The sequence below is a fragment of the Acinetobacter pecorum genome, from assembly GCF_014837015.1.
Lineage (GTDB): Bacteria > Pseudomonadota > Gammaproteobacteria > Pseudomonadales > Moraxellaceae > Acinetobacter > Acinetobacter pecorum.
The window spans coordinates 25,293-44,626 of the sequence record NZ_JACSPT010000023.1; the positions used below are offsets into that span (position 1 = coordinate 25,293).

Consider the following 19,334-nt stretch of genomic DNA (forward strand, 5'->3'; position numbering starts at 1 on the left):
GCTAGCTATAGTTACATGGTTTAACATGATTAAAAAATAACCAACAAAAGAATACATACTTTTTATAATGGTCGCGCCTAAGCTAGCCATGTCACTAGAAGAATTCATGACTTAAAAATTGTAAGGCAAAGATGCCAAATAACAATACATAGGTGAAGCTTATGACTCTGGGTTTAACTGCATTAGAGTTAGCACGAATACAGTTCGCCTTTACTGTATCTTTTCATATCATTTTTCCTGCCATTTCAATTGGGCTGGCCGGTTTTCTGGCTATTCTGGAATGGCGCTGGCTCAAAACCAAAAACCCGATTTTTCAGGATCTGTTCAAATTCTGGGTGAAAATTTTCGCTGTTGCATTCGGGATGGGTGTAGTCTCAGGCGTGGTCATGAGCTATCAGTTCGGAACGAACTGGAGTGAGTTTTCACGGGTGGCGGGTAGTGTCACCGGACCTTTACTGGCCTATGAAGTTTTAACCGCTTTCTTTCTGGAAGCCGGATTTCTCGGCATCATGTTATTTGGCTGGGGACGAGTGGGACCGAAGGCACATTTTTTCTCGACCTTGATGGTTTCGCTTGGAACCTGTATTTCCATGTTCTGGATTTTATCTTCCAACAGCTGGATGCAGACTCCACACGGTTTTGCAATAGAAAATGGCCTGATTATCCCGCAAGACTGGATTGCTATCATATTTAATCCTTCTTTCCTTTATCGTCTGGCACATATGGGTACAGCTGCTTTTCTGGTTTCTGCTTTGCTGGTAGCTTCTGCAGCAGCCTGGCATCTGCTCAAGGGACGTCGTGATCCACTGGTTAAAACTTCATTCTCTATGGCAATGTGGTTGATTCTGGTACTTGCGCCATTGCAGGTGGTTATTGGTGATATGCATGGTATTAATACTCTTGAGCATCAACCAGCGAAACTGGCCGCAATAGAAGGGCACTGGGAAACCAATCATGATGAAGGCATGCCTTTATATCTTTTTGGGATTCCCGATATGCAAGCTGAAGAAACCAAATATGCAATCGGAATTCCGAACTTGGGGAGCCTGATTCTGACTCACTCAATGGATGGAACGGTCACAGGACTCAAAGATTTTGCACCTGAAGACCGGCCTAATTCATTAATCGTTTTCTGGAGCTTCAGGATCATGGTCGGTCTGGGAGTCCTCATGCTGTTACTGGCATTATGGGGGGCGTGGGCACGTAACCGAGGTCGTTTTTATGAGTCCCGCGCATTACACCGTTTTGCCTTGATTATGGGTCCCTCCGGATTTATTGCCTTGCTGGCTGGATGGTTTACGACGGAAGTCGGCCGTCAGCCTTGGGTAGTCTACGGCATCATGCGGACCAAGGATGCACTGTCACCGGTATCCGCCGAACAGGTGGGGCTAACCCTGATAATTTTTGTAGTCGTCTACTGTGTGGTATTTGGCATCGGGATCTACTACATGTTACGTCTTATGCACAAAGGTCCAGAGTTCATTCATTCCAGACCGCATCATGAAACAGATAGCGATGTGGTTCAGGCTTCGCGTCGACCATTAAGTAGTATTCGCGAGCGTATTGAAGAAGTTCCTGAACAACCGGATCAGGAGGATAAAAAATGATTGATTTATCATTAATCTGGATTGCGATTATTGGTCTTGGTGTACTGGTATATACCATTCTTGATGGTTTCGATCTGGGAATCGGTATCTTGTTTCCTTTTTTCCCGCATCAGGATGAACGTGATGTCATGATGAATACTGTTGCTCCGGTTTGGGATGGTAATGAAACCTGGATGGTGTTGGGCGGTGCCGGGCTATTTGCAGCTTTCCCCCTTGCTTACTCAACCGTACTCTCGGCATTGTATATGCCAATTATTCTGATGGTGATTGCTCTGATTTTCCGGGGCGTGGCTTTTGAATTCCGCTTCAAGGCAAACCGTAGCAAGCATTGGTGGGATAAAGCCTTTATAGGCGGCTCTGTACTTACCAGTTTTCTGCAAGGCATGATTCTAGGAGCCTATATTCAGGGCATTGAAACCCGGAACGGTGTCTATGTCGGAGGTGGTCTGGACTGGCTTAGTCCATTTAGTATTTTTACTGGTATTAGTGTGGTAGTACTCTATGCAGCATTGGGTTGTGGTTGGCTGATCTATAAAACTGGAGATGACTTGCAGGATCGAATGTTTAAACTGATGCCAAAGCTGATTATTGCCTTGCTGATCATACTGGCCGGTGTGAGTATATATACGCCGTTAACCCATCCGCAAATTGCTGAACGCTGGTTTAGCCAGCCTCAACTTACGTATTTTATGCCGGTTCCAATTCTGGTTCTGCTATTTACCTGGCTGGCTTTGCGTGCCTGTAAGAGACGCAGTGAATTAGGTCCATTTACCTATATGCTGGTGCTGGTTTTCCTCGCTTATACTGGCTTCTTAATCAGCCTGTGGCCATATATTATTCCGCCAAGCGTGACCATCTGGCAGGCAGCAGCGCATGAAAATAGCCAGTTATTCACTTTGATTGGTGCGTTGATCCTGATCCCGATTATTGTGATTTATACGGGTATGTCCTATTGGGTATTCCGGCATAAGGTCAGGGTCGGCGATGATGGCTATCATTAAGGAGCGGTCATGAAAGGCAAACAGGTATTATGGTTTGTAGGATTATGGCTAGCGGGATTTTTAACGCTGGCAGTGATTGCCGGTGCATTCCGCTTTATGGTGCATTTAGCTTACTAAATTATTAAAACCAAGATGAAAAAAGTGATCTGGATGTCCTGATCACTTTTTTTAGCTGCAATTAATCTATTATAAAAAAATTAAATTGAGGATTTTAACTGTTTGCGATAAACACTTGGACGTACAGGACGAGTATGTTTCCAAAGGCCCTTCTTCTGCTTCTTAGCTTTATCTTGCAGTCCAATCATATAGCGTAAATGGTTTTTATCTTTAATGTATTCCTCATAAACCCAAGCTGCACCACGTTTAACAATCTCTTCATTGATATTTTTACGATAGCGGTAGACCACCCCGACGCAACGGCCATAACGGTCAATGTCGGTAATCTTTACCCGAACCATTTTATTATGCACCATACTTTTGACTAGTCGCTGTGATTCCTTGCCATAGGCCTGACTAGATTCTGGTGCATCTACAAAAGCAAAGCGTAATTTGGTTTCAGAGCGACGGATATTAAAACGGTAGCAGGTGAGTGTATCCCCATCACTCACAGCTTTTACGCGGCACCAATATTTTTTACCTTTCTTAAAGGGACGGAATATGTCTTTTAAATAGACCGTAATTTTGTGCAGCAGATAATAGGAAAAACACAGCAGTACTAGACCCAGCACAATTTGCCAGCTGGTGGAGAGATTTAACAAGGGCGAGATCCAAATCAGCAAGATACAGCTGCGAGAACACAGCTAAAAGTTGGGTCATTTTAGAGCAAAGCCAGTAGATCTACGGATTAAAAGCTAATCACTTAGTGTTTAGTTTTGTACCGACTAAAATAGCCTAAGTATATTTTTCTGCTGATAAGATAAATCCACGGCCATCAAAAATTAATATTTTAAATAGCCTAAGCAAATTTAAATTCCTTTATAAATAGCCTAAGTAAAAATTTTATAGATTTCACTTCTCAAAAATTGATATCTTTTATTCTCTTGTAAATCTTTATGCCAATACATACCCATATTAATTTCAGGCAGTTCTACAGGAACTTTAAAAACGTTAAGACAAGAAGCCAGTTGTAAATGTGCCAATACATTTTTAGGAATAGTCAACATAGCTGTTTTTTGTTGCTGCAAAATTTGTAGTGCAGTTGAATAATGCTGACAACGTAAAAAAATCTGCCGTGAATACTGTTTCCGATTTAAATAAATATCTTCAACTAAAACCCCAGTACGACGTGAGGACACGCCAATATGAGGGGAGGCAAGATAAATCTGTTCACTCATTTCTGTCAATTGTGTACATACTACAAATTCATCTTGTACCAGGCGCTCAAACTGAATTTTTTCAGCAATATTTTGTTCCAGATCTATGACGAAATCGACCTGCTGAGACGCCAGATCTGCTGCAATATTTTTACGATCCAGCTTCATGCTGCTAAGTTGAATATCGAGGCTAAGCTGCTGAAAGTGCTGAACCAGTTTAGGAAAAATCATCGGCTCAATTTCATCATGAACCGCAATCTTCAGGCTCTGGATCATTTCAGGGTTAAACTGCTGATGCTGAATCGAAATATTTTGAATCGCAAAAAGTGCGTTTTTTACTCCAGGATATATCTGTTCTGAAAATGGGGTAGGCTGCATTTTGCTACCGGTGCGCACAAATAAATCATCTTGTAAATGCTGTCTTAAACGTTGCAACGCGTGACTGGCAGCAGACTGACTAACTGATAAAATCTGTGCAGCTTTAGAAATACTATTTTGCTCATAAATCGCAATAAAAAGTGGATAAAGGTTAATGTCAATACGATGGAAATTTCGAAGATCCATCACGGTTTTAGAATGAATACTATGCATAATATTATATGGGTTAAAATCATTTTGTTCATAATAGAATTTGGGTTAAGGTGTTGTAAAGAGTATGAATTAGAATATTTAGAGAGATGAATCAATGTTTGAACTTTCAGCACATGCACAGGATTATTTAAACAGAACTAAAAAGTTTATTACTGAAGAAATTGAACCGGTCGAAGCTGAATTCTGGCAGCAGGTTCACGAGTTGAACCAAGGGGGAGACTGGACCAAATGGCAATGGCCTGTAGAACTGGAAAATTTAAAAGCCAAAGCCAAAGCTGCAAGCCTCTGGAATATGTTTCTTCCTTGTCCAGAACTTGGTCAAGGCCTGTCGGTTCAGGAATATGCACATATCGCGGAACTTTCCGGCCGTAGCCTGATTGCGCCAACGGTATTTAACTGTAATGCGCCTGATAGCGGCAATATGGAAGTTTTATGGCGTTATGGTTCTGAAGAACAGAAACAGCAATGGTTGATGCCACTTTTAGAAGGAAAAATCCGTTCGGTCTTTTGTATGACTGAACCTGCAGTTGCATCCAGTGATGCCACCAATATGCAGGCAACGGCGGTAATTCAAGGTGATGAGATTGTTCTGAATGGTCGTAAATGGTGGTCATCAGGTCTGGGTGATCCGAATGCTAAAATCATTATTTTTATGGCGCATACTCCAAATGAAACAAAAGACCGTCATCATCAGCATTCGATGGTTCTGGTTCCGGTAGATACTGCCGGCGTTAAAATCGAACGTATGCTGCCAGTGTTTGGTGACTATGATGCACCACATGGCCACGGCGAAATCAGTTTTGATAATGTCCGTGTCCCTGTTTCAAATTTTATTGGTGGTGCCGGTCAGGGCTTTGAAATTGCTCAAGGTCGCTTAGGACCAGGTCGTATTCATCATTGCATGCGCTGTATTGGTGCGGCGGAAAAATCTTTGGAGTTGATGATAGACCGTGGTATGAGCCGCAGCGCATTTGGCAAAGAGATTTTAAAACTTGGCGGCAACCTGGAGCGTGTCGCGGAAGCACGGGTTGCAATTGATCAGGCGCGTCTTTTGACCTTGTATGCTGCCTATAAAATGGATACTTTAGGGAATATGGCTGCATTGACTGAAATTTCTGCAATTAAAGTCGTTGCGCCAAGTGTGCTGGAAAAAGTGGTCGATATGGCGATCCAGATCCACGGCGGTGCCGGAGTCTCTCGGGATACGCCATTGACAGGATTCTTTGCTCAGGCACGTGCCTTACGTCTGGCCGATGGCCCGGATGAAGTGCATAAAGGCATGATTGCCAAACTGGAACTGGCAAAACGTGGCTACAGTACTCGTCGCAAAAAGTAATCTGGTTTTTTAACAAGAAGATTGAAACGTATTAAAAAATTTTGAGGAAACATTATGGCGGTTATTGATGTTGGTGGAAGAGTTCGTCAAGGTGAAGAACTGGATGTACAGGCCATTACCGAATGGTTAATCCAAAACGGTAACAATGTTGAAAGCCCCGTTGAAGTGACTCAATATTCAGGTGGGGCTTCAAACTGGACCTATCGTCTAAAGTATGCCAATGCCGATCTAATTTTACGTCGCCCGCCACAAGGCACCAAAGCCAAATCAGCCCATGATATGGCACGTGAATATCATGTGCAGAAAGCTTTGGCTGGGTACTATCCGGTCGTACCTGAAATGGTCGCGCTTTGTCAGGATGAATCGGTGATTGGCTGTGACTTCTATGTGATGAAACGCATCGAAGGCATTATTCCACGCGCCAAAATGCCACCTGAATTGCAACTGACTGAGTCTGATATTCGGACATTATGTATCAATATGATTGATAAACTGATCGAATTGCATCAGGTTCCTTATACAGGCACCGAGCTGGAAAAGTTGGGCAAAGGTGAGGGTTATTGCCGCCGTCAGGTAGAAGGTTGGGATAATCGTTATGAGAAAGCCAAGACCATAAATGTTCCATCTTTTAAATATGTACGCAACTGGCTTAATGAAAATATTCCTTCCGACTCTAAAACCTGCGTCATTCATAATGACTGGCGTTTTGACAATCTCATTCTGGATCCAGAGAATCCGACTGAAGTGATTGGTGTACTGGACTGGGAAATGGCCACTCTCGGCGATCCGCTGATGGATCTGGGTTCTGCCTTGGCCTATTGGGTAGAAGATACCGATAATGCCATTTTTAAAGCGACTCGTCGTCAGCCAACCAATCTAAAAGGTATGTTTACCCGTAAAGAGGTCGTAGATTACTATCTTGAAAAAACCGGTTTGCAGCCTGAGAACTGGACATTTTATGAGGTGTTTGGTGTATTCCGCCTCGCGGTCATCGCCCAGCAGATTTATTATCGTTATTACCACAAACAAACCAATAATCCGGCCTTTAAGGATTTCTGGGTGATAATTCATGCCTTGCATATTCGTGCTTTAAAACTGATTGGCAGCCAAAAACTGGAAGCTAATGAGATCGCACAGAAATATATTCTGAAATTTAAAGAGATAATGCCAAAATGACCACTATTTACCTGATCCGGCATGGCCAAGCCTCTTTTGGCGCAGAAAGTTATGATCAGCTTTCGCCCAATGGCGAGTTACAGGCAAAGCTTTTGGGCCGCTATTTTGATGAAATTCTGAAAGAAGCACCTTATGTGGTTGCAGGCTCCATGCAGCGTCATCAACAGACAGCAAAATTATCTCTGGAAGAATGTTTTCCGGAAAGTGAGATTCTGACGGATAGTGCCTGGAATGAATTTAATCATCAGCAGGTATTTGCACGTTATGAACCGCGTTTTAATCAGCCTGAATTGCTCAAACAGGACGTGTCAGAGCATGCAAATCCTCGGGATTACCTCAGCAAAATTTTTACCGGTGCGATTGCACGTTGGACCGGCGATGATTACCACCATGAATATGATGAATCCTGGCCGAATTTTAAAGACCGTGTGGAAACCGGTTTGCAAAATCTGTGTGACCAGCTGGCCAAAAGCCGCCCACGTTATGCAGTCGTTTATACCTCAGGTGGCGTGATTTCTGTGGCTGTAGGCAAAATTTTGGGCCTTAGCCCAGAAAAAACCTTTGCTTTGAACTGGGCGATTACCAATACCAGTATTACGACACTGCGGCTGGTAGGTAATGAACCACAACTACTCAGTTTAAATGAACATCATTTTATCAAGGCACAGCATCCGGAATTGCTGACCTGGATCTAAATCATATCGAATACTACTGTAAAAAAATAAAGGAATAGGATAAACCCATGGCTAAAACAATTTTAATTACCGGTGCAAGTTCAGGGATCGGTGCCGGTATGGCACGTGAATTTGCCAAGAAAGGCTATAACCTGGCGATTTGTGCACGTCGCCTGGATCGTCTGGAAACCTTAAAGCAGGAACTGGAAAGCCAATATAATATTAAAGTCATTGCCAAAACACTGGATGTCACCGATTACGATCAGGTTTTTGAAGTTTTGCGCGCTTTTAAAGAAGACTTCGGCACCATTGACCGGATTATCGTGAATGCAGGTGTGGGTGAAGGTCGCCGGATTGGTAAAGGTAATTTTGCTATCAATAAAGCCACGGTTGAAACCAACTTTATTTCGGCATTGGCACAATGTGAAGCTGCAGTGGAAATTTTCCGCGCCCAAAACTCTGGCCATCTGGTCATGATCTCATCCATGAGTGCCATGCGTGGTATGCCAAAACATTTAACGGCTTATGGCGCAAGTAAGGCCGGCGTGGCTCATTTAGCGGAAGGCATTCGAGCTGAATTGATCGATACGCCAATAAAAGTGACCACCATTTTCCCAGGATATATTCGGACTGAAATCAATGAGGGGGCGAAAAAGCTACCTTTTGAAGTAGATGAGAAAACTGGTTCACGTTTATTGGCAGCAGAAATTGAAAAAGCGCCAGTTAAAGCCTATGTACCGAAATGGCCTTGGTTGCCACTTGGTCTAGCCATGAAAGTATTACCACTTAAACTGGTAAATAAATTGGGCTAAAAGCAATTTTAGATATTTAAAAAGAGAAGCGAGAATGCTTCTCTTTTTATGATAACGATATTACAGCCAAACCTTAAAAAACTTTAATGATTAATGACCAGTTAATTCGACTAATTTTGACTGTTGATTTCATGAAAAAGATAATCTCTCAATTTTCATAATTCCCTCCAATTTAAAGAATTATCTCAACTGTCCAAAACTTAGACATACTCGCTTCAAAAGTGGAAAGATAACTTCTTTTTTCTAGAATTTCCTTTAATGTACAACTGTTCAAAAATCAAAGGTTGTCCATATGTCTACATCTTCCGATATGACTGACCAGCAGCGAATCTCCAAGGTTAGAAGTATCGTTATTCAGGCTGGGGAAGAGGTGCGTGCTCGTTATCCCATACTTAAACATCAGAATTTTATCGGTGCAAGTATTCTAGGCTTGGCGTGGGCAGGTATGATTACATGCGCAGTAGCATATGGAACGGGTTATCTCTCAGCATGGTTTACCATTCCTTTAATCGCGATTTTTGCATCTTTAACGCATGAATTGGAACATGACCTGATTCATTATATGTATTTCAAGAAAACGCCTTGGGCCCATCATCTGATGCTGGCACTTGTCTGGCTGGCGCGTCCAAACACGATTAGTCCCTGGGCACGTCGTCGTTTACATTTGCATCATCATAAATATTCAGGCACTGAACATGACCTGGAAGAACGTGGCATCAGTAATGGTATGCCTTGGGGCATTCACCGAATTCTGGTGATTAGTGACCAGTTAATGTCAGTGTATCTGCGTCCATTTCAGATGTTTAAAATGATTCATCTTTTTCTGGAAAAACAGCCTGAAAAAGAACGTAAAATTGCCATGATCTCCCAGTTACTCGGCTTTTTGCCACTCAGCATTATTTATTATGGATTGTGCTATCTGTTTGTGGTCTTTCATGGTTTAAATGCAGTTACACCACTGTTCGGTTATGAGATGCTTTGGTCGCAAGGCATTGTCGATGCTATGCCGATCGTAAATCTGCTGGCAGTCATCTGGGTGATTCCGAACTTTATCCGTTCTTTTAGCTTGCAGTTTGTCAGTTCAAATATGCATTATTATGGCGATATTGATCCACGTGATGTGATCAAACAAACCCAGGTACTCAATCCATGGTGGATGGTTCCGTTCCAGTTATTCTGCTGTAATTTTGGTTCAACTCATGCCATTCATCATTTTGTGGTCAAGGAGCCATTTTATATCCGTCAACTGACATCCAAAACGGCGCATAAAGTGATGAAAGAAGTAGGTGTACGTTTCAATGATGTTGGAACCTTCAAGCGTATGAATCGCTGGAATGATTATAAAATCTGATAAGTGAGCTTGTAAAAATCCTGCTTTTTAGCGGGATTTTTTATTATTTATCGAAGATAAGATAAAGATATCTAAGCCTATATTTTGCAAGAATCCTATCTCAGTCAAATTTAGGTGATTATTCATCTAAAGTGACTGCTGAGGAAATAGTTCAAAAGAACAAACTCAGGTAAAATCAAATATATCTCTATATAAAATAGCCCGCTATGTTGCTGAAAGCCGCCACCATTGCCTTGATTCCTGCACTTGTCATTCAAGGTAGTCGCGTTAAGAAAAATACCTTAAGGCTTCCGGAACCTGAAGGTGCGCGTAAAGGAAAAATCGGAACAGGCAAAAAACTGTCTCTGCTCATTTTAGGAGATTCCGCGGCAGCAGGCGTAGGCGTAGAACATCAGGATGATGCATTACTGGGTGCAATTCTGCATGAACTGAAAAATGACTTTCAGGTTGAATGGAAGTTGCAAGCCAAAACCGGTGATACCACCTCGAATGTACTGCGTACTTTGGACCAGATGGAAGTCCAGCATTATAATGTAATTGTTACTTCAGTTGGGGTCAATGATGTAACTAGGCTCATGTCTGCAGAAGTCTGGATTCAGAAACAGCAACAACTTTATAGCAAAATCCAGCAAAAATTTAGTCCGAAGCTGGTTATTGCTGCCGGTGTTCCCCCCATGAATATGTTCCCGGCACTGCCTAATCCTTTAGCCTGGTTATTTGGCCAATATGCCAAACAGATGAATCTGCAACTGGAAAAATTTGTAAATCAGCAGGTAAATATGCAATGGATTGAATACGATATTGAAAAATACCGTGCCATGAATTTACAAATGGCTGCAGATGGTTTTCACCCGAGTAAGGAAGTTTATACACTTTGGGGACAAGAAGTGGCTGGCAAGATTCAGAAGGCATTCTAAAATAGTAAAAATCTCTCAATTTAGTTAATCCTATGTCCGATATTGAAACCCATCCGTTACCGCCATTTTTACCGCCCAATGCCAAATTGCTGATGTTGGGTAGTTTTCCGCCACCTGCCACACGCTGGAAAATGAATTTTTATTATCCAAACTATCAAAATGATATGTGGCGGATTTTTGGACTGATTTTTTTTAATAATAAAGATTATTTTTTAGATCTATCCAACAAAAAGTTTAAGGAAAATTTAATCCGGGAGTTTTTGAAAGAAAGGGGAATTGCAATCTTTGACAGTGGTTATCAGATCCGGCGTTTAAAAGGTAATGCTTCAGACAAATTTCTGGAAATTGTCGTGCCCACCAATATCGAGCAACTGCTTAGTCAAATGCCGCAGTGCAATCATATTATGACTACTGGAGATAAGGCTACAGATACTATGATGTTGTCCATGCCGGAAGGTACGGTCAAACCGAGCATTGGTCAACCAAGTCAGGCTCATTTTGCCGGACGTGATCTGTATTTATATCGTATGCCTTCATCTTCCCGCGCTTATCCGGTTTCTTTAGAGAAAAAAGCCGAAAGTTACAGATTGATGTTTAAGCATGTGGGGCTGATTTAATATTTAATTCAATATTCAGATGAAAATAGCTAGAAAAGTTTAAAACTGTAAATATGAAATTAACTTATGCTTAGTAACTTGGTTTTTATTATTCACATATTTGGATATTCGACCCAACGATAGCTATGAATTTGAATATCCCGAACATGATGAAAGTTGGACCAGATTAACTGACTGCCTTTAGTCCATTTTAAAACTCGAATACGAGATTCCACCTGCTGTATTTCTTCAGATGTGGCTGAACGTAAAGGGCCAATTTCTGCATACAAACGTACTCCTGGATAACGTTTGAATTTACCCTTGAGCAGCGCATTCAACCAAAACAGTTTACTAGTATTCACAGCCTGTATGCAGGCCAGTGGCTGATGCTGTAAATTTTCAGTAAAGGTAGTGGAATAGGTATCAAAGAAGAAACCTATACTGGTCTTTTGATTTAAAAATACCGTTCCAATCGGGGTAATACTAGGAAAGCCTTTGGAATTGACTGTTGCAATAGAGCAATGCATGGCAGCACGTTGTGCATCAGCAACGATCTGGCGAATCTGTTGCCATTCACTATCAGAAATCATGTATTGATTCTCTTATTATTTTTTATAAAGCTTATAGTAAATTTTTCCATATAGCATTGTCTGAAAAAACCTTGAACACAGGTAGCTTTACCAATCTAAAATATGTTTCAGATTATAAAAAAAGAGCCAAATGGCTCTTTGAAAAATGGGAGCAGGCGATTAGCCATCGTATTCGACATAATCCCACAAGTTTAAACGTGCTTTAATCTCCCGGCGGATTTCAGGTAACATCGGTAATAAACTACCATCAATCCATAAGCTCAAAGCTTGTGCAGAGAGCACTTGCTGCTGTTCATCGACCAGTTGAGCACCTTTTAATATAATGCCAGCCTCATCAGTAGCTTCAGTTTCTACACCTTTAAATAAAACCTGTAACTCATAGCCATTATCCTGAATCAGCCATTCCAGTTCGAGCTGGATATTTTCATTCGATTTTAAAACTACCTGACCCTCGACTGTATCGGATTCAGACAGACAGTCATGTTCAACCCGAATCTTGGCCAGATACCACTCTTGCTGGGATAAATCATGGAGAGTTTTAACAGGCGTCAGAATGTCACTAAACTTAAACTGGCGACTTAAATCAAAAAATTGCATGGGAGTGAGGGCGAATAATCGCAAAAGATTGGAAAAGTGTAATTTTAAAGCAATCGAGGGAGGAGGTAAAAGCTTTGTCGTGATTGAGCTGATTAATGTATAAGAAAAAAACTAATAAATATAAGTATAAGAATTTAATTAATATTGAAAATCTCTCCTCCCACAGGGAATAGACTGGAATGATAAGAAGGAGATTACTCAAAAAATGAAATTTCATTTATGATTTTTAATCATTAAAATAATTTGTGTAATTAAAACGTAATTTTTTTGTCATTACATTAACCATTCGCCTGGAAATTTGGTCACAAGATTCATCATGAAGCGCTGGAATTTTGTAGTGTCTGGATCATGTAAATGTTGAATGATACGACCATCTTTTTGATATTCCAGCCAAATGATTTCATTTTTTTCATTCAGCTTGAGCTGATAAGCGATACGTGGCAAATACTGATCCATTGCGTAAGTAATTTCCTTCTGGAAATCTTCCGACTGGATCACGAGGCCGACTTCAGTATTCAAAAAAGCTGAACGCGGATCAAAATTGAAGGAACCAATAAATACCATGCCATCCAGATCAAAGAATTTGGCATGCAAACTTGAGCTATTTTTATTCTTTGCCGGAATAATATTTCCAGTCATGACTTCATACCAGGTACGTTCAGGCCGGATAATATAAGGTTTAAATTCCCAGAGTTCGATGCCGTTTTGTAGTAACTGCTGACGATATTGTTGATAATAGGCATATACCAGAGCCACATCATTGGCCTGAAAAGAGTTGGTCAGGATTCTGATTTTGACGCCTTGTTGAGCACGATGAGTTAAATAGTCGGTGCCTTCTTGTGTTGGAATGAAATATGAAGACACCAGTTCCAGATGTTTTTTGGGCTCACCCATGAGTTCGAGCATATGAGTATAAATATAATCGCCATTTTTTGCATGGGGACGTGCTTTAGCGGGAGTATCCGCGACGAAATAAGCAGGTGCCCAGTGAACGGGCTGTTTTTTCAATTGCTGTTCGACTTGTTTCTCGGCTATTCCTACCCGGCGTTTTAATTCAGTTTCATCAACATCTTCGCGCGCAAACTCAGTTTTGAGTTTTTTGAGCATTTCAGGATTGCCTGCATCATTTAGCACCTGCTGAAGATTATAACTAAGATCATCATTCCAGAACTTGATAAAGGTCTGATTCGCAGCATTTACGCTTTGACCTGTAAAAAAGATATCGACATCGGTAAACTGGAAATCTTCACTGGCATCAAAGTATTCACTGCTGATATTACGACCACCAGTCACTGCTGCAGTTCCATCAGCAATGATCAGTTTATTATGCATGCGATGATTAACCTGTTTCATCCGGAAACCATAATCAAGTGCACGTAATTTACGAAATTTATAGGGATTAAAAAGCTTTACCTGAATATTTGGATGCTGGCTTAGGGCCAGCAATTTGTCATCTAGCTGCGTACCATTCTGATCATCAATCTGTAACCGTACCTTGACTCCACGCTCCGCAGCTTTTAACAGTTGGGCCAACATCATGTTACCGATATAATCATCTTTCCAGATATAATATTGCAGATCAAGATGGTGATGGGCCTTATTAATCAGGTACAGGCGTGCCGCCATGCTTATAAAGCCGTCATATAAGGGTAAAAAAGCAGTTTTCCCTTCATGAATCTGCTGTTTTGAAAATTGACCCTCTATCCATTGCGCGGGTTGGGCTGGAGTAATTTCTGCATCTTTGGCAGTGTTGGGAGCCAGTTCGCAGCCAGAAATCATGAGGGTTAAAGTAAAAACACTTAAACAGATAAACGGTGAAGGTTTAGTCATTGATCTTCCATTGATTATAGGATTTTTTATTCCTTAACTCCCGATGTTAATAGTTGAATCTACGAATAGAAAGAGGTTACTGTTAGTCATCTGTAAACCAGCAAAAAAAGGATAGTTTTACATGAAATCACGTGCAGCGGTTGCGTTTGGTCCGGGCCAACCCTTAGAGATTGTTGAGGTGGATGTTGCTCCACCAAAAGCAGGTGAAGTACTGGTGAAAATTAGCCATACAGGTGTGTGTCATACCGATGCATTTACCTTGTCTGGTGAAGACCCTGAAGGTGTATTTCCTGCAATCCTGGGTCATGAAGGTGCAGGTGTAGTGGTTGAAGTGGGTGAAGGTGTCACCAGTCTGAAACCAGGTGATCACGTAATTCCACTTTATACTGCTGAATGTGGTGAGTGCTTGTTCTGTAAATCTGGAAAAACCAACCTGTGTGTTGCTGTACGGGCGACCCAAGGTAAAGGTGTCATGCCAGATGGAACTACGCGTTTTTCTTATAACGGCGAGCCAATCTACCATTACATGGGCTGTTCAACATTCTCTGAATATACCGTAGTTGCTGAAGTATCCTTGGCAAAAATTAATCCTGAAGCTAACCATGAGCATGTCTGCCTGCTGGGCTGTGGCGTGACGACAGGCATTGGTGCTGTCCATAACACTGCCAAAGTACAGGAAGGTGACAGTGTTGCTGTATTTGGTTTAGGCGGTATTGGTCTTGCTGTGGTACAGGGCGCCCGCCAGGCAAAAGCCGGCCGTATTATTGTGGTAGATACCAATCCAGATAAGTTTGAACTGGCAAAACAGTTTGGTGCGACAGATTTCTTGAATCCAAAAGACTATGATCAGCCAATCCAGCAAGTGATCGTCGAAATGACCGGTTGGGGTGTAGACCATTCATTCGAATGTATCGGTAATGTGGATGTGATGCGTTCAGCACTGGAATGCGCGCACCGTGGCTGGGGCCAGTCGGTGATTATTGGCGTAGCCGGTGCGGGTAAAGAAATTTCAACCCGTCCATTCCAGTTAGTCACAGGGCGTAAATGGATGGGTACCGCTTTTGGGGGCGTGAAAGGCCGTTCACAATTACCGGGAATGGTAGAGCAGTCAATGAAAGGTGAAATTCAGCTTGAACCTTTTGTAACTCATACCATGCCATTAGATCAGATCAATGAAGCTTTTGACCTGATGCATGAAGGTAAATCAATCCGTACGGTTATTCATTTTGAATAAATGATTATCGTAGGCTTAAGATAAAAAAAGACCGGTATTAAACCGGTCTTTTTTTATGCGGATTTCACTTGATTCAGGATACATTAGTGCATTAAAGCATCACACAGACTCACCCAAAGAACACAAGCAAACTAAGGTCATTACATTCCAGATGTTTATATTAAATAGAACGTATCAACATACGTGATTGAAACCATTTTAAAAAATAAGGATAAGTTTTATGTCGAATGATAATTTTGATCGTGATGTTATTAAGAACTCTCCAAAAGATGTCCGCGACGATTTAAATGCAGATCCGATTACTGGTGAACCTGGTGCACATCCTGTAGGAACAGGTTTGGGTGCTGCAGGCGGTGCAGCCGCAGGCGTAGCAGTTGGTGCAGCAGGTGGTCCTGTTGGTGCTGCTGTAGGTGGTGTTGTGGGTGCTGTGGTCGGTGGTCTGGCCGGTAAAGGTATAGGCGAAGCAGTAAATCCAACCGAAGAACAGGCTTACTGGCGTGATAATTCTGTAAATACCCCATACTATTCAGATGCCCGTACCACATACAGCGATCTGGATTATGACCGTGATTACGATACTGCTTACCGCGTAGGTTATGAAAACCGTAGCAGCTATGATGCCCACACCCGTTTTGAAGATGCAGAACCAGATCTGAAATTAAAATGGGAACAAATGAAAGGCGAATCTCGTTTAAACTGGGAACAGGCGAAATTTGCAGTACGTGATGCCTGGAATCGTGTTTCACGTTAATTATTCATCTTCATGAAAATGAAGTGAAGTACTGTTGGCAAAATCTACATTTCTGTGGGTTTTGCCATTTTTATTGATATATTTAACTGTGTGATAAAATCATAAAAAAAAGTAGAAAAGTTAATAAATATTTTTTTATATTTAATACTTGTCAAATGATCCTAGAGCGCGTATTTTAATTTCAGATTCATATTTTATGAAAGACATAATATGTTAACGCAACCTCTCATTTCAAACGCATATTTTTATTTCTGGCAGTTTAGATAATTGCCTGAATGCGTTTGGGCAATGAAAAGGTTGCCCACCAGTTTATACCTGATCGGCAACCCTGATCAGGTTTTTTTATGCCTTTAATTTTTAAGAATATTTTGGAGACAATCATGACAACATTTAACTATTCATACTTTAATAGCTTTTATTGGTCTTATTTTAGTCAGCTAATGACCCTCAAAACAGTTTCGATTAGACCCATAACGCTCAAATAAAAGTTTGGACTGCTTTACAGTCCCAGGATTAAAGTCATGAATACCCCAAATACATCACAACAACATCACGCTGAAAGCATTTTAACTTTACCCCAGCAACTTAAGCAGCAATTGCCACTGTCTCCACAATTAGCTAGCCAGGTCGCTGAACATCGTCAAACTGTTCAAAATATATTAGAAGGCAGAGATCATCGATTAATGGTGATTACAGGCCCATGTTCCATTCATGATGAAGCTTGCGCGCTAGAATATGCAAAAAAATTAAAACAGCTACAAACTCAGGTTTCTGATCAGATTTTTCTGGTCATGCGTACTTATATTGAAAAACCGCGGACTACGGTAGGCTGGAAAGGTTTCCTTTACGATCCGAATCTGGATGGTTCATCCAATATGCAACTGGGTCTGGAAAAATCCCGTGACTTATATCTTAAAATTATTGAAATGGGTCTGCCAATCGCTTCGGAAATTCTCAGCCCGATGGCAACCGCTTATTTCGATGATCTGCTGGCTTGGGGCGCGATTGGAGCACGTACCAGCGAATCACAAATTCACCGTGAAATCTCAAGTCATATGCCATATAGCATTGGTTTCAAAAATGGTACTGATGGTTCGATCCAGATTGCCCTAGATGCTATTCAGTCTGCCTCTCATCCGCATCAATTCCTGGGTATGAGCCAGTCCGGTTTGCCATGTATTTTACATTCTCAAGGTAATCCTAAAGCGCATTTAATTTTACGTGGTTCAAATAGTGGACCTAATTACCAGCTGGCTGAAATCGAGAAAATACAGGCAAAACATCAGATGGAATTGCCGGCACTGGTGATTGACTGTAGTCATGGCAACAGCTCAAAAAATCCGATGCTACAACCTGAAGTGCTGAAACAGATCCTGGCAGAACGTTTACACACCAAGGTTCGCGGTGTAATGCTTGAAAGTCATCTGGTCGATGGAAATCAGAAAATCTCTGAGCAAATGACTTATGGTCAATCAATCACTGATGGATGTCTGGGTTGGGCTAAAACCGAACAGATGTTGTTAAATATGACTGACTCACTGCGACTTGAAGGTTTAAGGCGTAGTGCTTAAAAATCAGGTTCTGTCTTTCTCCAAGTCATTGGGGGAAGGCAGAAGAAGCTAATGAGGGAATTTACCTTGATGTTTAAAATTGCTCATTAAATAGTTTAAAAATATAATGAATAAATAGATGCAAAGGTCGAGATTAATTTTTACTAAGATATGCATAATATATGTCTAAATGTTATCCCCAGAAATTGGGGATAGTTTTTGCCCTGGGAAGACCGGGAACATTGAAAAAATCCTCGATTTGATCAAAAAACAATCAATTTTATTGGCGAAACATTACAAAGTTGATCAAAAAACACACTAGTTATTAAAACGTATGTTTTTTGATCTTTTGGGTTTTGGATTTATTGAGTTAAATATTTGATAAATAACATTATTTAAAAATGCATTTCGCATAATCGCTATTATGTTAAATAAAAGATAGTGATGACTATTTTACTGGCTTGAATCCGAAATTGGAGATACATTCCATGTGTCTAAAAGTCTCCAAATTGCAGCATCCACCTCTTTCCATCTATGCAAATTACGTTTATCTATACTCCACTCTATTGTAATCCCCCCATATAAAGGCTCCCATGATTCTGCCAACACCCAATTACTTTGATCCCCACCCATATTCTTAAAAAGAACACCCACGTCTACTTTATGTTTTGATTGTCCATAGCATCGCAAACTATCTGTTGATTGATTACGCCAACATTGCATACCATACTTATTTGAATTTTCTGCATTAAAATCATTCGGTTTATTTTTCAACCTGTAATTAATTACATCACTTGTTCTACCATCAAGCCTTGTATTTAGCAGTCTAACTTTTACTTGATCTGGATGATCTAATCCTTGATCACTATTTATCGTTCGATCTGTTGCCTGTGCAGTTGAGCCATTGAGCATTAAGTCAAACTCAAGTTGTCCATTAGAATAAGGGAATGGCAGACTTTCCGCTTCTACTACACTAATTTTTGGAAATTTTTCAGGTACATAATCTATTGGAAACTGACCAATATATTGTTCATGTTCTGGTTGATAAAACTCTGCTTCACATCTTTTACAACCTGTATCAACATGTTCTCTCCTTGGACCAAGTTTAGCTTTCACAACTAAATGATCATTTTGCTTCCATGTCTCAATATTTCCCTCTTTTGGAAACATAGGTTTCTCTCGCTGAAAACATCCTGTGAGAAGAACCAAACATAAAGAGACCATTATCTTTTTCTGCATTATTTTTCTCTTGAATGGATTTTATTATTTTAAGTCTGAGTGAGTTTAGTTTTCCTAAAATTAACATAATACACCTTATGCGAAGTCAAAATTGTAAGCCCAAAATAGAAATGTCCGGTTTCTCCAAAGTAAAAATGTCCGCTTTTAGAATATGCACTTTTGCAATTTC

Annotated in this window: 19 protein-coding genes; 13 read left to right on the forward strand and 6 right to left on the reverse strand. The window is 40.9% G+C overall.

Annotated features, from left to right (window positions below; all coding sequences use genetic code 11):
* The first annotated feature begins 161 nt into the window (after positions 1 to 161).
* The 3 genes from H9629_RS13785 to H9629_RS13795 are packed head-to-tail and all read left to right on the forward strand — an operon-like array spanning position 162 to position 2,725.
* Complete coding sequence (locus H9629_RS13785) at positions 162 to 1,607, forward strand: cytochrome ubiquinol oxidase subunit I (RefSeq protein ID WP_064095351.1); 1,446 nt, start codon at positions 162 to 164, stop codon at positions 1,605 to 1,607.
* The gene (gene cydB, locus H9629_RS13790; protein WP_064102941.1) at positions 1,604 to 2,608 is read left to right on the forward strand and encodes a cytochrome d ubiquinol oxidase subunit II; all 1,005 of its coding nucleotides are present in this window, start codon (positions 1,604 to 1,606) and stop codon (positions 2,606 to 2,608) included. Before H9629_RS13785 ends, cydB begins: the two co-directional genes overlap by 4 nt.
* A gap of 9 nt (positions 2,609 to 2,617) precedes the next feature.
* The gene (locus H9629_RS13795; RefSeq protein WP_144724873.1) at positions 2,618 to 2,725 is read left to right on the forward strand and encodes a DUF2474 family protein; all 108 of its coding nucleotides are present in this window, start codon (positions 2,618 to 2,620) and stop codon (positions 2,723 to 2,725) included.
* Positions 2,726 to 2,805: 80 nt separating this feature from the next.
* Here the strand turns inward: H9629_RS13795 and H9629_RS13800 are convergent, their stop codons facing one another.
* Both H9629_RS13800 and H9629_RS13805 read right to left on the reverse strand, forming a co-directional pair.
* Positions 2,806 to 3,366, reverse strand: a complete 561-nt coding sequence (locus H9629_RS13800) for a thermonuclease family protein (protein WP_064102940.1) — start codon at positions 3,364 to 3,366, stop codon at positions 2,806 to 2,808.
* 228 nt (positions 3,367 to 3,594) lie between these two features.
* Positions 3,595 to 4,512 (reverse strand): LysR family transcriptional regulator, encoded by a 918-nt coding sequence (locus H9629_RS13805; RefSeq protein ID WP_064102939.1) that lies wholly within the window; start codon positions 4,510 to 4,512, stop codon positions 3,595 to 3,597.
* A gap of 94 nt (positions 4,513 to 4,606) precedes the next feature.
* Here H9629_RS13805 and H9629_RS13810 point away from each other — a divergent pair, with 94 nt between their 5' ends.
* From H9629_RS13810 to H9629_RS13840, 7 genes are all read left to right on the forward strand, one after another.
* Positions 4,607 to 5,848, forward strand: a complete 1,242-nt coding sequence (locus tag H9629_RS13810) for an acyl-CoA dehydrogenase family protein (RefSeq protein ID WP_191731302.1) — start codon at positions 4,607 to 4,609, stop codon at positions 5,846 to 5,848.
* 54 nt (positions 5,849 to 5,902) lie between these two features.
* The gene (locus H9629_RS13815; protein ID WP_064102937.1) at positions 5,903 to 7,024 is read left to right on the forward strand and encodes a phosphotransferase family protein; all 1,122 of its coding nucleotides are present in this window, start codon (positions 5,903 to 5,905) and stop codon (positions 7,022 to 7,024) included.
* Positions 7,021 to 7,719, forward strand: coding sequence for a histidine phosphatase family protein (locus H9629_RS13820; RefSeq protein ID WP_064102936.1), 699 nt, complete (start codon positions 7,021 to 7,023; stop codon positions 7,717 to 7,719). The genes H9629_RS13815 and H9629_RS13820 overlap by 4 nt, the downstream gene beginning before the upstream one ends.
* A gap of 47 nt (positions 7,720 to 7,766) precedes the next feature.
* Positions 7,767 to 8,510 carry an SDR family oxidoreductase gene (locus H9629_RS13825; RefSeq protein ID WP_191731303.1) on the forward strand — a complete coding sequence of 248 codons (744 nt, stop codon included), beginning with the start codon at positions 7,767 to 7,769 and terminating at the stop codon, positions 8,508 to 8,510.
* A 292-nt stretch (positions 8,511 to 8,802) separates the two neighbouring features.
* Positions 8,803 to 9,861, forward strand: a complete 1,059-nt coding sequence (locus tag H9629_RS13830; protein WP_191731304.1) for a fatty acid desaturase — start codon at positions 8,803 to 8,805, stop codon at positions 9,859 to 9,861.
* Between the two features lie 206 nt (positions 9,862 to 10,067).
* Positions 10,068 to 10,778 (forward strand): SGNH/GDSL hydrolase family protein, encoded by a 711-nt coding sequence (locus H9629_RS13835; protein WP_191731305.1) that lies wholly within the window; start codon positions 10,068 to 10,070, stop codon positions 10,776 to 10,778.
* Between the two features lie 32 nt (positions 10,779 to 10,810).
* Complete coding sequence (locus H9629_RS13840) at positions 10,811 to 11,395, forward strand: uracil-DNA glycosylase family protein (protein ID WP_191731306.1); 585 nt, start codon at positions 10,811 to 10,813, stop codon at positions 11,393 to 11,395.
* A gap of 92 nt (positions 11,396 to 11,487) precedes the next feature.
* Here the strand turns inward: H9629_RS13840 and H9629_RS13845 are convergent, their stop codons facing one another.
* The 3 genes from H9629_RS13845 to H9629_RS13855 all read right to left on the reverse strand — a co-directional run bounded on the left by H9629_RS13845 (position 11,488) and on the right by H9629_RS13855 (position 14,391).
* On the reverse strand, positions 11,488 to 11,964 hold the full coding sequence (locus tag H9629_RS13845) for a pyridoxamine 5'-phosphate oxidase family protein (protein WP_191731307.1): 477 nt from the start codon (positions 11,962 to 11,964) through the stop codon (positions 11,488 to 11,490).
* Between the two features lie 159 nt (positions 11,965 to 12,123).
* Entirely contained in the window at positions 12,124 to 12,561 is a 438-nt protein-coding gene (locus tag H9629_RS13850; protein ID WP_191731308.1) for a hypothetical protein, read from the reverse strand.
* Between the two features lie 273 nt (positions 12,562 to 12,834).
* The gene (locus H9629_RS13855; RefSeq protein ID WP_191731309.1) at positions 12,835 to 14,391 is read right to left on the reverse strand and encodes a phospholipase D family protein; all 1,557 of its coding nucleotides are present in this window, start codon (positions 14,389 to 14,391) and stop codon (positions 12,835 to 12,837) included.
* A 121-nt stretch (positions 14,392 to 14,512) separates the two neighbouring features.
* Here H9629_RS13855 and H9629_RS13860 point away from each other — a divergent pair, with 121 nt between their 5' ends.
* The 3 genes from H9629_RS13860 (at position 14,513) to H9629_RS13870 (ending at position 17,947) form a co-directional block, all read left to right on the forward strand.
* A complete protein-coding gene (locus H9629_RS13860; RefSeq protein ID WP_064095363.1) occupies positions 14,513 to 15,625 on the forward strand; it encodes an S-(hydroxymethyl)glutathione dehydrogenase/class III alcohol dehydrogenase in 1,113 nt (370 codons plus the stop codon).
* Between the two features lie 220 nt (positions 15,626 to 15,845).
* Entirely contained in the window at positions 15,846 to 16,376 is a 531-nt protein-coding gene (locus tag H9629_RS13865; protein WP_191731310.1) for a hypothetical protein, read from the forward strand.
* A gap of 521 nt (positions 16,377 to 16,897) precedes the next feature.
* Positions 16,898 to 17,947, forward strand: a complete 1,050-nt coding sequence (locus H9629_RS13870; RefSeq protein ID WP_191731311.1) for a 3-deoxy-7-phosphoheptulonate synthase — start codon at positions 16,898 to 16,900, stop codon at positions 17,945 to 17,947.
* Between the two features lie 432 nt (positions 17,948 to 18,379).
* On the opposite strand, the gene H9629_RS13875 is transcribed toward H9629_RS13870, so the two are convergent.
* Positions 18,380 to 19,165, reverse strand: coding sequence for a hypothetical protein (locus H9629_RS13875; RefSeq protein ID WP_064095440.1), 786 nt, complete (start codon positions 19,163 to 19,165; stop codon positions 18,380 to 18,382).
* Between the last annotated feature and the right edge of the window lie 169 nt (positions 19,166 to 19,334).

Excerpts from the sequence above, each read along its gene's own strand:
- H9629_RS13785 (WP_064095351.1), top strand. The coding sequence starts at position 162 with ATGACTCTGGGTTTAACTGCATTAGAGTTAGCACGAATACAGTTCGCC.
- cydB (WP_064102941.1), top strand. The coding sequence starts at position 1,604 with ATGATTGATTTATCATTAATCTGGATTGCGATTATTGGTCTTGGTGTA.
- H9629_RS13795 (WP_144724873.1), top strand. The coding sequence starts at position 2,618 with ATGAAAGGCAAACAGGTATTATGGTTTGTAGGATTATGGCTAGCGGGA.
- H9629_RS13805 (WP_064102939.1), bottom strand. The coding sequence starts at position 4,512 with ATGCATAGTATTCATTCTAAAACCGTGATGGATCTTCGAAATTTCCAT.
- H9629_RS13810 (WP_191731302.1), top strand. The coding sequence starts at position 4,607 with ATGTTTGAACTTTCAGCACATGCACAGGATTATTTAAACAGAACTAAA.
- H9629_RS13815 (WP_064102937.1), top strand. The coding sequence starts at position 5,903 with ATGGCGGTTATTGATGTTGGTGGAAGAGTTCGTCAAGGTGAAGAACTG.
- H9629_RS13820 (WP_064102936.1), top strand. The coding sequence starts at position 7,021 with ATGACCACTATTTACCTGATCCGGCATGGCCAAGCCTCTTTTGGCGCA.
- H9629_RS13825 (WP_191731303.1), top strand. The coding sequence starts at position 7,767 with ATGGCTAAAACAATTTTAATTACCGGTGCAAGTTCAGGGATCGGTGCC.
- H9629_RS13830 (WP_191731304.1), top strand. The coding sequence starts at position 8,803 with ATGTCTACATCTTCCGATATGACTGACCAGCAGCGAATCTCCAAGGTT.
- H9629_RS13835 (WP_191731305.1), top strand. The coding sequence starts at position 10,068 with ATGTTGCTGAAAGCCGCCACCATTGCCTTGATTCCTGCACTTGTCATT.
- H9629_RS13840 (WP_191731306.1), top strand. The coding sequence starts at position 10,811 with ATGTCCGATATTGAAACCCATCCGTTACCGCCATTTTTACCGCCCAAT.
- H9629_RS13845 (WP_191731307.1), bottom strand. The coding sequence starts at position 11,964 with ATGATTTCTGATAGTGAATGGCAACAGATTCGCCAGATCGTTGCTGAT.
- H9629_RS13850 (WP_191731308.1), bottom strand. The coding sequence starts at position 12,561 with ATGCAATTTTTTGATTTAAGTCGCCAGTTTAAGTTTAGTGACATTCTG.
- H9629_RS13855 (WP_191731309.1), bottom strand. The coding sequence starts at position 14,391 with ATGACTAAACCTTCACCGTTTATCTGTTTAAGTGTTTTTACTTTAACC.
- H9629_RS13860 (WP_064095363.1), top strand. The coding sequence starts at position 14,513 with ATGAAATCACGTGCAGCGGTTGCGTTTGGTCCGGGCCAACCCTTAGAG.
- H9629_RS13865 (WP_191731310.1), top strand. The coding sequence starts at position 15,846 with ATGTCGAATGATAATTTTGATCGTGATGTTATTAAGAACTCTCCAAAA.
- H9629_RS13870 (WP_191731311.1), top strand. The coding sequence starts at position 16,898 with ATGAATACCCCAAATACATCACAACAACATCACGCTGAAAGCATTTTA.
- H9629_RS13875 (WP_064095440.1), bottom strand. The coding sequence starts at position 19,165 with ATGCAGAAAAAGATAATGGTCTCTTTATGTTTGGTTCTTCTCACAGGA.